15 protein-coding genes are annotated in these 13,306 nt (G+C 73.8%); 5 read left to right on the top strand and 10 right to left on the bottom strand.

Going from position 1 to position 13,306, the window contains the following annotated elements:
- Positions 1 to 76: 76 nt before the first annotated feature.
- Together ACFYZ3_RS10125 and ACFYZ3_RS10120 are read right to left on the bottom strand one after the other, a co-directional pair.
- The gene (locus ACFYZ3_RS10125) at positions 77 to 1,054 is read right to left on the bottom strand and encodes a pyridoxal-phosphate dependent enzyme (protein WP_388515135.1); all 978 of its coding nucleotides are present in this window, start codon (positions 1,052 to 1,054) and stop codon (positions 77 to 79) included.
- Between the two features lie 8 nt (positions 1,055 to 1,062).
- Entirely contained in the window at positions 1,063 to 1,743 is a 681-nt protein-coding gene (locus ACFYZ3_RS10120; RefSeq protein WP_388515134.1) for a transcriptional regulator, read from the bottom strand.
- Between the two features lie 344 nt (positions 1,744 to 2,087).
- Here ACFYZ3_RS10120 and ACFYZ3_RS10115 point away from each other — a divergent pair, with 344 nt between their 5' ends.
- Positions 2,088 to 2,888 (top strand): class I SAM-dependent methyltransferase, encoded by an 801-nt coding sequence (locus tag ACFYZ3_RS10115; protein WP_388515133.1) that lies wholly within the window; start codon positions 2,088 to 2,090, stop codon positions 2,886 to 2,888.
- A gap of 44 nt (positions 2,889 to 2,932) precedes the next feature.
- Here ACFYZ3_RS10115 and ACFYZ3_RS10110 read toward each other — a convergent pair whose 3' ends face one another.
- The gene (locus ACFYZ3_RS10110; protein WP_388515132.1) at positions 2,933 to 3,238 is read right to left on the bottom strand and encodes a hypothetical protein; all 306 of its coding nucleotides are present in this window, start codon (positions 3,236 to 3,238) and stop codon (positions 2,933 to 2,935) included.
- Between the two features lie 145 nt (positions 3,239 to 3,383).
- On the opposite strand from ACFYZ3_RS10110, the gene ACFYZ3_RS10105 reads away from it, so the two are divergent.
- Together ACFYZ3_RS10105 and ACFYZ3_RS10100 are read left to right on the top strand one after the other, a co-directional pair.
- Entirely contained in the window at positions 3,384 to 5,045 is a 1,662-nt protein-coding gene (locus ACFYZ3_RS10105) for an alkaline phosphatase D family protein (protein WP_388515131.1), read from the top strand.
- A 199-nt stretch (positions 5,046 to 5,244) separates the two neighbouring features.
- Positions 5,245 to 6,621, top strand: a complete 1,377-nt coding sequence (locus ACFYZ3_RS10100; RefSeq protein ID WP_388515130.1) for an alpha-lytic protease prodomain-containing protein — start codon at positions 5,245 to 5,247, stop codon at positions 6,619 to 6,621.
- Positions 6,622 to 6,683: 62 nt separating this feature from the next.
- Here the strand turns inward: ACFYZ3_RS10100 and ACFYZ3_RS10095 are convergent, their stop codons facing one another.
- The 7 genes from ACFYZ3_RS10095 to ACFYZ3_RS10065 all read right to left on the bottom strand — a co-directional run bounded on the left by ACFYZ3_RS10095 (position 6,684) and on the right by ACFYZ3_RS10065 (position 12,434).
- Entirely contained in the window at positions 6,684 to 7,763 is a 1,080-nt protein-coding gene (locus ACFYZ3_RS10095) for a serine hydrolase domain-containing protein (RefSeq protein WP_388515129.1), read from the bottom strand.
- Positions 7,760 to 8,680 carry a DUF6895 family protein gene (locus ACFYZ3_RS10090; RefSeq protein ID WP_388515128.1) on the bottom strand — a complete coding sequence of 307 codons (921 nt, stop codon included), beginning with the start codon at positions 8,678 to 8,680 and terminating at the stop codon, positions 7,760 to 7,762. The genes ACFYZ3_RS10095 and ACFYZ3_RS10090 overlap by 4 nt, the downstream gene beginning before the upstream one ends.
- The gene (locus ACFYZ3_RS10085) at positions 8,677 to 9,609 is read right to left on the bottom strand and encodes a DUF6895 family protein (RefSeq protein WP_388515127.1); all 933 of its coding nucleotides are present in this window, start codon (positions 9,607 to 9,609) and stop codon (positions 8,677 to 8,679) included. The genes ACFYZ3_RS10090 and ACFYZ3_RS10085 overlap by 4 nt, the downstream gene beginning before the upstream one ends.
- Positions 9,606 to 10,295 carry a hypothetical protein gene (locus tag ACFYZ3_RS10080; RefSeq protein ID WP_388515126.1) on the bottom strand — a complete coding sequence of 230 codons (690 nt, stop codon included), beginning with the start codon at positions 10,293 to 10,295 and terminating at the stop codon, positions 9,606 to 9,608. The genes ACFYZ3_RS10085 and ACFYZ3_RS10080 overlap by 4 nt, the downstream gene beginning before the upstream one ends.
- Before the next feature lie 20 nt (positions 10,296 to 10,315).
- A complete protein-coding gene (locus ACFYZ3_RS10075; RefSeq protein WP_115740535.1) occupies positions 10,316 to 10,504 on the bottom strand; it encodes a hypothetical protein in 189 nt (62 codons plus the stop codon).
- 125 nt (positions 10,505 to 10,629) lie between these two features.
- Positions 10,630 to 11,268, bottom strand: a complete 639-nt coding sequence (locus ACFYZ3_RS10070) for a class I SAM-dependent methyltransferase (protein WP_388515125.1) — start codon at positions 11,266 to 11,268, stop codon at positions 10,630 to 10,632.
- Between the two features lie 137 nt (positions 11,269 to 11,405).
- Positions 11,406 to 12,434: a mechanosensitive ion channel family protein gene (locus ACFYZ3_RS10065; protein WP_388515124.1), complete on the bottom strand. Its 1,029-nt coding sequence runs from the start codon at positions 12,432 to 12,434 to the stop codon at positions 11,406 to 11,408.
- Positions 12,435 to 12,576: 142 nt separating this feature from the next.
- On the opposite strand from ACFYZ3_RS10065, the gene ACFYZ3_RS10060 reads away from it, so the two are divergent.
- Both ACFYZ3_RS10060 and ACFYZ3_RS10055 read left to right on the top strand, forming a co-directional pair.
- Entirely contained in the window at positions 12,577 to 12,777 is a 201-nt protein-coding gene (locus ACFYZ3_RS10060; RefSeq protein WP_388515123.1) for a hypothetical protein, read from the top strand.
- An 88-nt stretch (positions 12,778 to 12,865) separates the two neighbouring features.
- Positions 12,866 to 13,291 carry a PPOX class F420-dependent oxidoreductase gene (locus tag ACFYZ3_RS10055; RefSeq protein WP_388515122.1) on the top strand — a complete coding sequence of 142 codons (426 nt, stop codon included), beginning with the start codon at positions 12,866 to 12,868 and terminating at the stop codon, positions 13,289 to 13,291.
- Positions 13,292 to 13,306: the final 15 nt, after the last annotated feature.

Below are 13,306 nucleotides of genomic sequence, written 5' to 3'. Positions count from 1 at the left end.
CTCCTCCTTTCCCTGTCCCCACCACTCCATCGTCCGCCTGTCAACTCGGCGGCGCCATCCGGGGGACGCGCGCGGCTCAGCGGGGCGCGCCGCAGAGTTCGGCGAACCGGGCGGCGTCCACGTTGCCGCCGGAGAGGATCACGCCGACGCGGCGCGGCAGGGCGTCGATCCGGCCGTTCATGAGGGCGGCCAGCGGAGTGGCCCCGCTGGGTTCGAGGACGGTCTTCAGCCGTTCGAAGGCGAACCGCATCGCGTCCCGGATCTCGTCGTCGGACACCAGCGCGATCCCGTCGAGCAGGCGCCGGTTGAGGGAGAACGTCAGCTCGCCGGGGGTGGGCAGGGCCTGGCCGTCGGCGATGGTGCGCGGTACCGGCACGGTGATCCGCCGGCCCGCGGCCAGGGAGCGTCTGGTGTCGTCCCCGGCCTCCGGCTCCACACCGATCACCCGGGTGCCGGGGTGCAGGGCCTTGATGGCGGTGGCGCTCCCGGCGATCAGCCCGCCGCCGCCGACCGGGGCGACCAGCGCGTCCAGCTCCCCCGTCTCCTCGACCAGTTCGAGGGCGGCGGTGCCCTGGCCCGCGATGACGTGCGGGTGCTCGTAGGGCGGGATCAGGGTCAGTCCGCGGTCGGCGGCCAGCGCTTCGGCGACGGCCACGCGGTCGCCGGTGTAGCGGTCGTAGGTGACGATCTCGGCGCCGTAGCCCGTGGTGGCGTCCCGCTTGGAGGGCGGCGCGTCCTCGGGCATGACGATCACCGCGGTCGTGCCCAGTTCCCGGGCGGCCAGGGCGACCGCCTGGGCGTGGTTGCCCGAGGAGTAGGCGGCGACACCCCTGGAGAGCTGCTCCGGGGTGAGGCGGGAGGCCGCGTTGTAGGCGCCGCGGAACTTGAAGGCGCCGACCCGCTGGTGGTTCTCGCACTTGAGGAAGACCTCGGCGCCGACGAGGGCGTCGAGGGTGCGCGAGCGCAGCACCGGCGTGCGGTGCGCGACGCCCTTGATCCGGGCCGCGGCGGAACGGACGTCGTCGAGGGTGACCGGCGGTGTGGTGGTCGTCACGTATGTCCTCACGGGGTGTCGGCGGCCGGGCCGGTGTCGGCGCGGGCCTGGGAGAGGTAGTGGTAGGCGGAGGCGCGGGAGATGCCGAGCCGGGTGGCGACGTGCTCGACCGAGCGGCGTACGGCGAACACTCCGCGCCCGTCGAGGTCGCGGAACAGCTGGAGCCGCCGCTCCCGGTCCAGCGCCGCCCAACTGGTGTCGCGGCGCAGTGGGTGGGCGTCCACGATGGCGTCGACCACGGCGTCGATGTCGTCGCCGAAGGTGGTCGCCGGTACGTGCGCGGGGGTGCGGGCGGTCCCGGCGAGGGCGCCGAGGAGGGCGTGGGCCCGGTCGACGGCGGTGACGTCCAGGTTGACGCACAGGGCACCGAAGACGGCGCCCGTGGAGTCGCGCAACACCATGGTGGAGGACTTGAGCAGGGTGCCGTCGGCCGTGCGGGTGACGTAGTTCAGCTCGTCGTGCGCCTCGTCGCCGCGGGCCAGCACGCGCATGCCGATCTCGCTCATCGCGCCGCCCACCGTCCGCCCGGTCACCGACCCCGCGACGGCCACGACCGAGCGCTCGGGGCGCCGGTAGTCGTGCAGCACGGCCTCGCAGACCGGTCCGAACGTCGCGGCGATCCCGTCGACGACGGGGCGCAGCGCGGCGAGGACGGCGTCGCGTTCGGCGTCCAGTGCGGGTTCGTCCATACGGCTCAGACTACACGTCCAGCTGCTGGACGGAGAGTCCATGGAGGGCACCGTCCGGTTCCGCCGCACCGGTGCGTCGGCGACGGGCGGCAGCCCGAGGAGCCGACGGGCGACAAGTGGTCCACCGGGCACGGCCTTGATCACCGGTTACGGCCGCCGGGACCCGTGCCGGAGTGCGCCTTCCCCTCCGGGCGGGGACCGCGGGAGTGCATGACCCGGCACGGGTATGTCTCCCGCTACCACGAGGCCAATCCGGTCCCACGGTCCGAGTTCCAGTCCGAGTTCCAGTCCAAGCTCCAGTCCGAGTTCCAGTCCGAGTCCCTCGTACGGAGGTCGTTCCCCCCATGCCCAAGGACGCCAAGTCCCGGAAGAAGCTGCGCAGCAACCGTGCCGCGCTCACGCACAAGGTCGGGTACGCGCTGCGCCACCCCGAGCGCGTCGGCCCCTACGTCCGCCGGGCCGGCCGGGACGCGTGGCTGCGGGTCAAGCACCCCGACCACGTCGGCTACTACCGGGCGGTGATGGCCTCCGACACCCGGCGCAGCCCGGAGGCCGCGGTGGGCAGCCAGACCCACGACCGCTGGCTGGCGCTCGGGCAGATGCAGTTCGACTACCTGGTCGAGCACGGGCTGCGCCCCGGGCACCGCATGCTCGACATCGGCTGCGGCAACCTGCGCGGCGGCTGGCGGTTCATCGACCACCTGGACACCGGCCACTACTACGGCGTCGACATCTCGCCGGACATCCTCATCGCCGCCAAGAAGACCCTGACCGAGCGCGGACTCCAGGCCAAGCTGCCCCACCTGACCATCACCGGGGACCTCCGGCTGAAGTTCCTGCCCGACGACCACTTCGACGTCGTCCACGCCCACAGCGTCTTCTCGCACTCGCCGCTGAACGTCATCGACGAGTGCCTGGCGCACGTCGGACGTGTCCTGACGGACACCGGGTTCTTCGACTTCACCTTCGACCGGACGGAGGGGACCGAGCACCAAGTGCTCCGCGAGGACTTCTACTACCGCACGGACACGCTGCTCACCCTGGCCGCCCAGCACAACCTGCACGCGCGGTTCATGGAGGACTGGGAGAAGCGTCCGCACGGCCAGTCCAAGATCCGGGTGAGCCGCTCACCGCTGCCGTCGTAGGCGGCCGATCGCGTGACCCAGGGGCCGGACGGTTCGTCCGGCCCCTACGGGCGCGGGTCGACGCGCCGCCAGGCGGGCCGGGAGTCCGCGCCCCGGCGGCCGGCCGCGGCGGCGCAGCGCGGGCAGACCCGGCGGACGGCGTCGGCGGCGCCCCCGGACTCCGGCAGCACGTCGGTCCAGGTGACCGCGGAGAACCGGGAGAGCCGAGAGCGGTGGAGGGACAGGCCGCACACGGTCTCGTTCCTGCCCGGCTCCCGGGCGTGCACCTCACCGGCCGGCAGCCAGCGGCCGTCGTCCTCGTCCCACCAGCGGCCGGAGGCCGCCACCTCGTAGCGCCGTGTCCTGGCCATGGCTCCCGGGTGCCCCGGAGGGACCGCGCCCACACGCGCGTACCTCCTCCTGTGTGATCACTCCGCAAGCCCTGCCCGTTTAGGGCGTTTTGTCTGCTTAACATGCGGGGTCCGCGCATCGCCCCGTTGTACGAGAGGACACCAGATGGCGCCCACGGGCCGACCCAGCGCACTGGCCGAGCACGCCTTCTCCCCCCACGACGCCGTGCTGGGCGCCGCCGCCCGGCACCTCGGCCGAAGGCGCTTCCTGACCGTGACCGCGGCCGCCGCCGCGCTCGCCTTCTCCACCAACCTGCCGGCCCGCGGCGCGGTCGCCGCGCCCGAACGCACCGCCCGGATCAGCAAGGACCCCTTCACCCTCGGTGTCGCCTCCGGCGACCCGCTGCCGGACTCGGTGCTGCTGTGGACCAGGCTGGCCCCCGAGCCGTTCCTGGAGGACGGCGGGATGGGCACGGAGCGGGTCACCGTCGAGTGGGAGGTGGCCCTGGACGAGTACTTCGCGGCCGTCCTGTCCCGGGGCACCGCCGACGCCCACGCCGAGTACAACCACAGCGTCCACGTCGACGTGAAGGGCCTGACACCGGGGACCGTCTACTACTACCGCTTCCGCGCCGGGGCGTGGCTCAGCCCTGCGGGCCGCACCCGCACCGCCCCCGCGGCAGGCAGCGTCACGCCGTCGCTGAAGCTCGCCGCGGTCGCCTGCCAGGCCTACCAGGACGGCTACTACACCGTGCTCCGCCACGTCTCCGAGGACGACGTCGACGTGGTGTTCCACCTCGGCGACTACCTGTACGAGTACGCGGTGAACTCCGAGGGCGGCGAGCGCCGCTACACGGACATCACGCTGCCCGACGTGTTCAACCGCGAGACGATGACCCTCGCGGACTACCGGCTGCGCTACTCGCTCTACAAGAGCGACGAGGACCTGCGGGCCGCACACGCGGCGCACCCGTTCGTCGTCGCCTGGGACGACCACGAGACCGAGAACAACTACGCGGGCAGCATCCCCGAGAACGACATCCCGCCGTCCGAGTTCCTGCTGCGCCGCGCCGCCGCGTACCGGGCGTACTGGGAGAACCAGCCGCTGCGTGCCGCCCAGCTGCCGCAGGGTCCCGACGCCCGGCTGTACCGCCGGCTGCACTGGGGCACGCTCGCCCAGTTCGACATCCTGGACACCCGCCAGTACCGCTCCGACCAGGCCTACGACGACCGGCCGCACGCCCCCGGCGCCGAGTCGGACGATCCGGCGCGCACCATCACCGGTACCGCGCAGGAGCAGTGGCTGCTCGACGGCTGGAAGGGCTCGACTGCGCTGTGGAACGTGATGCCCCAGCAGGTGTGCTTCTCCCAGCGCAAGTTCGACGTGACCGCCGACGCCGCGCTCTCCATGGACGCCTGGGACGGCTACCGCGCCTCGCGCGACCGGGTGGTCGCCGGGGCGAAGGCCGCCGGGGTCGAGAACTGGCTGATCCTCACGGGTGACGTGCACGTGGGTTACGCCCTCGACGTCAAGGAGGACTTCGACGACCCGGCCTCCGCCACCGTCGGCACCGAGGTCACCTGCACCTCGGTGGCCAGCGGCCGGGACGGCGTGGAGCAGCCCGCCAACTGGGACCTGTATCTCAAGGCCAACCCGCACATGAAGTTCTACAACGGCAAGCGCGGCTACGTCCGGGCCGAACTCGGCCGTCAGGCCACCCACCTCGACTTCAGGACGGTCTCCGCCATCAGCACGCCCGGCGCCGCCGTGACCACGGCCGCGTCCTTCGTCACCGAGGCGGGCGAACCGGGGCTGAAGCCCGCCTGACCCGGGTCCGCCCGGCGGGAGGACGTCCGCGTACTGCACATGGCACCCACGGCGTACCCCATAGCGCGAAACAGTCCGGGGTGGGGCATCGCCCGGGAACTTTGCGGCAAGGCCTGTGACTTCGTCGCGGGCGCGCCGTGACCCACGGTCGCCCACCGAACACCGCTGTCTCGCACAGCGTCCGAAGGAGGCACATCGCATGGTCGGCAGACATGCCGCGCGCAGCCGCCGCGCAGCCCTCACCGCGCTCGGCGCCCTGGTTCTGACCGCACTACCCTCGGCCGCCTCGGCGGCGCCGCCGCCCGTTCCCGGACCGCGGCCCGCCGTGGCCCGCACGCCCGACGCCGCCACCGCGCCGGCGCGCATGCTGAGCGCGATGGAGCGCGACCTGAAGCTGGCGCCCGGACAGGCGGCGGCCCGGCTGGTCAACGAGGCGGAGGCGGGCACCCGCGCGGGCATGCTGCGCAACACGCTGGGCGACCGCTTCGCCGGTGCCTGGGTGAGTGGGGCGACCTCCGCCGAGCTGACCGTCGCCACCACCGACGCCGCGGACACCGCGGCCATCGAGGCGCAGGGCGCCAAGGCCGCCGTCGTGGGCCGGAACCTCGCCGAGCTGCGCGCGGTCAAGGAGAAGCTGGACGCCGCCGCGGTCCGCACCCGGACCCGGCAGACGCCGGTCTGGTACGTCGACGTGAAGACCAACCGGGTCACGGTCCAGGCGACCGGCGCGTCGGCCGCGGCCGCCTTCGTCGAGGCCGCCGGTGTGCCGGCCGGGGACGTGGGCGTCCGCGTCTCGCCGGACCAGCCACGGGTGCTGGAGGACCTGGTCGGCGGCGACGCCTACTACATCAACGACCAGGCCCGCTGCTCCATCGGCTTCTCCGTCACCAAGGACGACCAGGAGGGCTTCGCCACCGCCGGGCACTGCGGCGACCCGGGCGCCACCACCACCGGGTTCAACGAGGCCGACCAGGGCACCTTCCAGGCCTCCACCTTCCCCGGCAAGGACATGGCCTGGGTGGGCGTCAACTCCGACTGGACCGCCACGCCGGACGTGAAGGCCGAGGGCGGCGAGAAGATCCAGCTCGCCGGGTCGGTGGAGGCTCTCGTGGGTGCCTCGGTGTGCCGTTCCGGTTCGACCACGGGGTGGCACTGCGGCACGATCCAGCAGCACGACACGAGTGTCACCTACCCGGAGGGCACCGTCGACGGGCTGACCGAGACCACGGTGTGCGCCGAACCCGGCGACTCCGGCGGCCCCTTCGTGTCCGGCATCCAGGCGCAGGGCACCACGTCGGGCGGCTCCGGCGACTGCACCAACGGCGGGACCACCTTCTACCAGCCGATCAATCCGCTGCTCAGCGACTTCGGCCTCACTCTGAAGACCACCTCCGCCGCGACCGGGACACCCGCGCCGCAGGACAACGCGGCGGCGGACGCGTGGACCGCGGGCCGGGTCTACGAGGTCGGCACCACCGTCTCCTACGACGGCGTGCGCTACCGCTGCCTCCAGGGCCACCAGGCCCAGGGCGCCGGGTCACCGGCGAGCGCCCCGGCCCTGTGGCAGCGGGTCTGACGGACAGCCGTCCGGCGCGGGGCCGCCCGAAGGGGCCCCGCGCCGGCCCGTGTCCCGGCGGGCTATCCCTCTGCCAGGAGCGCGTAGGCGGTGGCGATGAACGGGTCCCGGGCGCGGAACCTCCGGCTGCACACCGCGGCCAGGGCCGTGTCCGTGTCGGGCCGGAAGCCCAGGAACGCCTGCTGGCCCAGGGTGGCGCCGCTGTGGAAGTACATCGGCCCGCCGTCCGTGGGGTGCCGGAACCACCCCACCGTGTGCACGTGTCGGTGTCCCAGTCCCCGCCGGAGCACCGGCACCCGCACCGCCCGCAGCGCGCCGGCGGCCGGTGAGCGGTCCGGGTCGAGGTGCGCCTCCAGGAAGGTGAGCAGGTCGTTGGGGGTGGACCGGACGGCTCCGGCGGCCTGGAAGCCGCCCGCGTCGAAGGGCGGGACGGGGGTGCGGCCGTCCTTGCGGTGGCCCACGGCGTCGGTCTCGGGGCCCTGTGCCCGCAGGGCGGTGCCGCTGAGGCCGAGGGCGCGCAGCACCTGTCCGGTGATCAGGTCCTCCCAGGCGGTGCCGGTGGTCGCGGCGAGGGCGTGGCCGAGGACGGAGACGCCGTAGTTGGAGTAGTGCCAGCGGGTGCCGGGACGGTGCTTCGGCTCGTGGCGCAGGAAGGTCTCGGTCAGCCGCTCGGCCGGGTAGCGGGCGTAGGGGTTGGTGTGCCAGGCGGGCAGGCCCCGGCGCAGGAAGCCGGCCGGCAGGGCGGGCAGTCCCGACGTGTGGGTGATCAGGTGCGCGAGCGTCACGGGGTGCGGGCCGGGCGCCCTCCCGGGGTCCAGGCAGCCGGCGGCAGGCTCTCCGCCGGTGAGCACGCCGCGCCGGATCAGGCGCGTCAGCAGCAGCGCGGCGAACGTCTTGGACGCCGACCCGATCTCGTAGCGCAGGTCCTCGCGGGGGACGGCGGGCGGCGGGGCGGTGCCGCCCGCGCACAGGGTGCGGCGGCCGCGCCGGGACACGGCGAGGACGACGTCGGGCGCGTCGCAGGCGTGCACGGCCTCGGTCAGCCGCTCGCGCAGCGCCGTGTCGTCGTTCGGTGCCCGCTGCGGCGGGGCGGACTCCTCGGTGGCGGGGACGCCCGGCCAGGGCGTGCGAGGGCCCGTCACGACGCGGAGTGCGCCAGCTCGGTGAGGGCGCGGGAGGTGGCCAGCTGGGAGGCGAAGGCGGCGACGAGCGTCGGGTGGTAGACGATGTCGAACACCTCGTCGGGGTCGCCCTCGGGCATGTCGCGGATCGCGGGCATGGCGCCGTCGGGCTGCTGGGCGGCGGCGAACGCCTCCCAGGCCCGTTCGTCGAGGACGGGTTCGGGCAGACAGGCGTCGACGACGAGGAGTTCGCCGAGCAGGTCCCAGCGTTCCAGGTCCGTCCAGTCGTCGATCCAGCTCGGCAGCCAGGCCGTGAGGTAGTCGGCGACGTGCGGCGGCAGGCCGGTGGGGTTCTCGCCCCAGTCGGTGAGGTGGAAGACGGCGTGGGTGATGTCGTAGGCGATGTGGCCCTCGACCGTCCAGGGTTCGGGGGTGCGGGCCAGCCAGGTGTCGCTCAGTGCCTCGGCCTCGGACGGGTGGGGGCTCAGGCCGAAGCGGCGCTGGAACGCGGCCAGGCCCAGTCTTCGGGTGGGGGTCCGCTCGAAGGACGCCCAGCTGTCCAGCCGGTGGTTGAGGACGGCGGCCCGTTCCAGCTCGGGCTGACTGTGGCCCAGTTCCCTGAAGGGCAGGTACACCTCGAAGGGGATGGACGAGATCGGTTCCGTGCGCTGGCCGCGCACCAGCATGCGGCCGCCGTCCAGGCTCTCGCGCCAGGCGTGGTCGAGGAGCCGTCGGGCCAGTTCGGTCTGCCGGGAGCCGGCCACGCCCTCGCGGAAGAGCACCTTGCAGATCAGGGCCAGTTCGCCGATCGGCTTGAAGCGCTGGAGGAAACCCACCTCGGGGTCCGCGTCGGGCTCCAGCCGGAAGCCGTCCCGGTGGGCCCACAGCCATTCCAGGGCGCGGGCCCCGACGGTGTGCATCAGGCGCGTGGCGGTCATCCGAGCGCTCCTTGTCCGCCGAGGTGTACATGGGTGAGGGTCGCCGCGAACGCGGCCATCAGGGTCGAGTGGTAGCAGTGGGTGAAGTCGTCGGCGGGGGCCGCGGCCACCTCGGGCAGGGCGCCCGACGGGTGCCGGGCCGCCGCGAGGCGCTGCCACCCCTCCTGGAGTGCGGGCGGGTCGAGGGAGCCGGGCACGCTCGCCGCCACGGCGAGCAGTTCGCAGCTCAGGTCCCACAGGCCGGCGTCCAGGCAGGTGTCGAGCCAGGGCGGCAGCCACTGCGTCAGATACTGCGCGAGACGGGCCGGGACGCCGGCCGGACCGGCCCGGCCCCAGTCGGTGAGGTGGAAGACGACATGGGTGAGGGCGTATCCGGCGGACCGTTCGAAGGTCCACGGTTCGGGCAGGCCGCCCAGCCAGGTGCCGTCCCGTACGGCGTCGGGGTCTCCGGGCCGGGTGATGCCGCTGTGCCGTTCGGCCGCCAGGACGCCCAGCCGGCGGGTCGGGTCCTGCTCGGTGAGCCGCCAGCCCCGGGTACGGGCCACCGCGGCGGCGGCCCTCTCGTACTCGCGGTGGCGCAGCCCGGCCGCGGCGAAGGCGGCATAGACCTCCAGCGGGTACGTCGCGAAGGGCTCCTGGTGTTGCAGGGCGGGCAGGAGCGCGCCCCGGCCGGTCTGCTCCCAGGCGTGGGCCAGCAGGTCGCGGGCGCGGGTGTGCAGGGGGTCGGCGGGGCCGGTGAGCGCGGTCACGGTGGCGCACACCTGGGCGAGTTCGCCCAGCGGTTTCCAGGTGCGGTCGACCTCGGCGTGCGCGGCGAGGGCGTCGTCGCCCAGGGTGAACGCGTCGCGGTGCGCGTCCGCCCAGGCCAGTGCCGTCTCCGCCACGTCCCGTACGCTGCGGACCGCCTCCTGGACGGTCACGGCGGTCACACGAGTGCTCCGGCCCGCAGCAGCCGGGCCGCCCGTACCTGGAGGCCCACCTGCGGGTCGTCGTCGGCCATGAGTTCCACGAAGTCCAGCCCGGACTCGAGGCCGAGGGTCTGCGGGACGCCGTCCAGCAGGGTCAGCCAGCGGCCGGCGCCGGCCGCCTGGAGCCAGTCCCGGCGGCGGACCGCGCGGACGAAGCCGCGGGCCAGGTCGAGGGGGCGCTGCCGGGCCACGCGGGCCACGGCGCATTCCTCGCCGGGCAGGGCGAGCGGGGCCAGGACGGCGAGTTGGTGGCTCAGCGTCCGCCAGTCGGCGACGTCGAGCCAGCCGGCGGCCGGTTCGGGGCCGGTCGGGGCGGGCCCCGCCAGCCGGTGCAGGGTCCGGGTCATCGCCCAGTGGCTCCACACCACGGTGGGCGCGGCGTCGGCACGCGGCGGGTAGCTCTCCACGGCCTGGCGGAAGAGGGCGAGTTCGGCCTCGCCCGGGCGGGTGCCGAAGAGAAGGTGCGGCAGCAGGAAGTCGGCTCCCAGGACCCGGACGGCGGCCGGTGCGAAGCCGTCGGCGCCGGTGGCCGGCGACAGGTCCCCGGACACCGGGCCGTGGCCCCCGCTGCTGAGAGCGGAGGCCACGCCGGTTGCCAACTCCCGCACCGCGTCCTTCAGGAAGGACGAAGTGCTTGGCTGGTGCATTCACTGCTCCTGTCGGTCGGTCAGCCCTTCTTCGGGCGCGGGGTCGGCGGCGACAGCAGCAGGCCGTAGTCACCGCCCGCCAGGGCCAGTGCCGCGCACTCGCGGCTGTCGCGGAAGACGCCTTCCGCCTCTGCCGGGTCGAGCGCCGCGTCGATGTCGATGTTCGGGGTGCGGGTGATCTCTTCGGTCACCGTCTCCTTGGAAGGCATGTCACCATCTCCCTCTGGTCGGCCAATAGCCTTCACACCACAGGTGTCCCCGTACTCACAAAACCATGCCTATCTCTCAGAAAACTCATGAGATAACTTTTTCAACAAATCGGTCGAAGCGGGCATCACCGGCTTCGCCGCAACCGCCACACATGGTCCTCGCGGTGGCCTTCGGCGCCGTCGGGCGAGGCGCTGGCGCGGCGGACGGTCTCGCAGGTCTCGACGGTCCATCCGTCGTCCGGCAGACCGAGGTCGACCAGCACGCCGTCCAGGGTGGGGAACTCTGCATCGAACGGGGGTTCGGTCTGCCAGGACGGCCAGCCGGCGTGCAGGACGAGCAGGAGGGTGCCGCCGGGTGCGACGGCGGCCGCCGCGCGGCGCAGGACCCCCCGCTGGTCGAGGGCGACCGGCGACTGCAGGTAGTGCGCGCTCACCAGGTCGAAGGTGCCCTCGGGGAACGACTCGCCCAACTCGTGCCGCTGCCAGGCGACACGGTCCCCGACGCCCGCCTCGGCGGCGTGCACGGCAGCGCGTTCGAGGGCCGTGGCGGCGATGTCCACGCCGGTGACCCGCCAGCCCTGGGCGGCCAGCCACACGGCGTCGCCGCCCTCGCCGCAGCCGAGGTCCAGGGCGGTGCCGGGCGTCAGGGCGGCCGCCTCGCGCACCAGCAGTTCGTTGGGGCGTCCGCTCCACACGCGGCCGGAGTCGCGGTAGCGGGCCTCCCAGAATTCCGCGGCGGGTGCCGGCGCGGGGATGTCGGTCATGGTGCCTCCTGGGGCCGGGGTCGACTGCTCGGGGGGAGGCGCGAGAGCCGCGCTCCGTGTGCAGACTGCCCCGGCCGGCCAGGCGGCGCCAAAGCTCTTTGCCGGTCCGGCAAATCCGGCGTCGGCGGAGCGGTCCGTCAGCGCGTGAGCGCCTCAGCGTCGCCGCCGGTGCCGCCCGTGCTGTCGGTACCGCCCGTGCTGTCGGTGCGCACCCACACCGCCCGGCGCGGGAAGGGGATCTCGACGCCCGCCTCGTCCAGCGCCTCCTTGACCCGGCGGCGCAGCTCACGGGTGACGCCCCACTGCTGGAGCGGCACGGTCTTGACGGCGAGGCGCACCAGCATCCCGTCGGCGTCCAGGGACTGCACGCCCCACACCGCGGGATCCTCCAGCAGGACGTCCGCGAAGTCCGGCTCCTCGCGCAGCGCGCGACCGGTGTCCTCGAGGACGCGGTAGACGGTGTCGAGGTTCGCGTCGTGGGACACGGCGACGTCCAGGACGGCGCGGGCCCACTCCTGGCTGTCGTTGCGGACCCGCAGGATCTCGCCGTTGCGGATGTGCCACAGGCCGCCGTTGAGGTCGCGGACGTGGGTGAGGCGCAGTCCGACGTGCTCCACCTCGCCGACGGCCTCGCCCAGGTCGACCGAGTCGCCGACGCCGTACTGGTCCTCGACCATGATGAGCAGCCCGGACAGGTAGTCCGCGACCAGGCTCTGGGCGCCGAAACCGATGGCCAGGCCGACCACCCCGGCGCTGGCCAGCAGCGGGCCGAGGGCGATGCCGACCTGGTCGAGCACCATGGCCACGCCGACCATGAACAGCACGATGGTGACGGCGCTGCTGAGCACCGAGCCGATGGTGCGGGCCCGCTGTTCCCGGCGCTGCCGTGCCCGGGACCGGTCGCGGTGCAGGACGGCGGCGCCGCGGGACGGCCTGCGGGTGCGGCTGCTTTCGGCCTCGCCCGCCGACGGCTCCAGGACCCGCTGGACGACCCGGGTGATGGCCCGCTTGGCCACCGCGCGCAGCACGAGCAGGATCACCACGATGAGCGCGATGCGCAGCGGTATCCCGATCAGTGCCGTGGTGTGGTCGCCGATCCAGTCCGACCACGAGCCCGCCAGTTGCGGGTGGGTGGCCGGTTCGGCGGACGGGGAGGTGTGCGACATCGGCTCGGCTGCTCCGTTCCTCGGGGGCGACGTGTCCGTCGTCGGAGCCGCCTACCCGAGCACCGCCCGAACATGACGGCTTTCAACGGCGCCCGTCCGGGCACCCGCGTGGCGTCGTCCCTCGGCGGAAGGGGTCCCCGGCGTGGTCACCGTTGCCGTCCTGCTGCTGCCCGCACTGGGTCTGCTGTTGTTCACCATGACGTATCTGGAGGACCGGCTGTTCGGTGATCCGGCGCCGCCCCGGCACGCCCGGCGCCGTCACCTGCGTCTCCTCCCGGGCGGCGGGAGCGGCGCGGACCAAGGGACCGGCGCGGGCCGGGTGTCCGACCGCGACGCCGCCTGACGCCGCACGCACCCCGCCGAGCGGCCGGACGGCCCGCCGGGCGATGCTGGTGCACACGGGACACACGTGGCACGGCCGAGGAGAGCGGATGGACACCGGGGAACAGCACGACGCGGACGGCGAGTTCGTCCGGTTCTGGCAGGAGCGCCGGGTGTGCTTCCTGTCGACGCCGCGGGCCGACGGAACGCCGCACCTGGTTCCGGTCGGGGTGACGTACGACCACGCCACCCGCACGGCGCGGGTGATCACGAGCCGGGACACCGCGAAGGCGCGCAACGTCCGGCGGGCCGCCGGGGCGGTCGTCGCCGTGGGCCAGGTGGACGGCCGGCGCTGGTCCACGCTGGAGGGCGTGGCCTCCGTGCGCGACGACGCCGGGGCGGTCCGCGACGCGGAGACCCGCTACGCGGCCCGCTACCGGCAGCCCCGGGCGAACCCGGAGCGGGTCGTCATCGAGATCGACGTACGGCGCTTTCTCGGCACCGTGCGCCCGTCGGAGCGGCGTTCGGAGGCGTGACAGTCAGGGCGTGAC

Source organism: Streptomyces sp. NPDC001599 (assembly GCF_042893535.1).
Taxonomy (GTDB): Bacteria; Actinomycetota; Actinomycetes; order Streptomycetales; family Streptomycetaceae; genus Streptomyces.
The sequence above is the reverse complement of the archived record's forward strand: the minus strand, read 5'-3'. Positions and strand labels throughout refer to the sequence as shown.

What these genes read in the sequence shown, in the direction of transcription:
- ACFYZ3_RS10120 (WP_388515134.1), bottom strand. Translation starts at nt 1,743, where the DNA reads ATGGACGAACCCGCACTGGACGCCGAACGCGACGCCGTCCTCGCCGCG.
- ACFYZ3_RS10115 (WP_388515133.1), top strand. Translation starts at nt 2,088, where the DNA reads ATGCCCAAGGACGCCAAGTCCCGGAAGAAGCTGCGCAGCAACCGTGCC.
- ACFYZ3_RS10110 (WP_388515132.1), bottom strand. Translation starts at nt 3,238, where the DNA reads ATGGCCAGGACACGGCGCTACGAGGTGGCGGCCTCCGGCCGCTGGTGG.
- ACFYZ3_RS10105 (WP_388515131.1), top strand. Translation starts at nt 3,384, where the DNA reads ATGGCGCCCACGGGCCGACCCAGCGCACTGGCCGAGCACGCCTTCTCC.
- ACFYZ3_RS10100 (WP_388515130.1), top strand. Translation starts at nt 5,245, where the DNA reads ATGGTCGGCAGACATGCCGCGCGCAGCCGCCGCGCAGCCCTCACCGCG.
- ACFYZ3_RS10090 (WP_388515128.1), bottom strand. Translation starts at nt 8,680, where the DNA reads ATGACCGCCACGCGCCTGATGCACACCGTCGGGGCCCGCGCCCTGGAA.
- ACFYZ3_RS10080 (WP_388515126.1), bottom strand. Translation starts at nt 10,295, where the DNA reads ATGCACCAGCCAAGCACTTCGTCCTTCCTGAAGGACGCGGTGCGGGAG.
- ACFYZ3_RS10075 (WP_115740535.1), bottom strand. Translation starts at nt 10,504, where the DNA reads ATGCCTTCCAAGGAGACGGTGACCGAAGAGATCACCCGCACCCCGAAC.
- ACFYZ3_RS10070 (WP_388515125.1), bottom strand. Translation starts at nt 11,268, where the DNA reads ATGACCGACATCCCCGCGCCGGCACCCGCCGCGGAATTCTGGGAGGCC.
- ACFYZ3_RS10065 (WP_388515124.1), bottom strand. Translation starts at nt 12,434, where the DNA reads ATGTCGCACACCTCCCCGTCCGCCGAACCGGCCACCCACCCGCAACTG.
- ACFYZ3_RS10055 (WP_388515122.1), top strand. Translation starts at nt 12,866, where the DNA reads ATGGACACCGGGGAACAGCACGACGCGGACGGCGAGTTCGTCCGGTTC.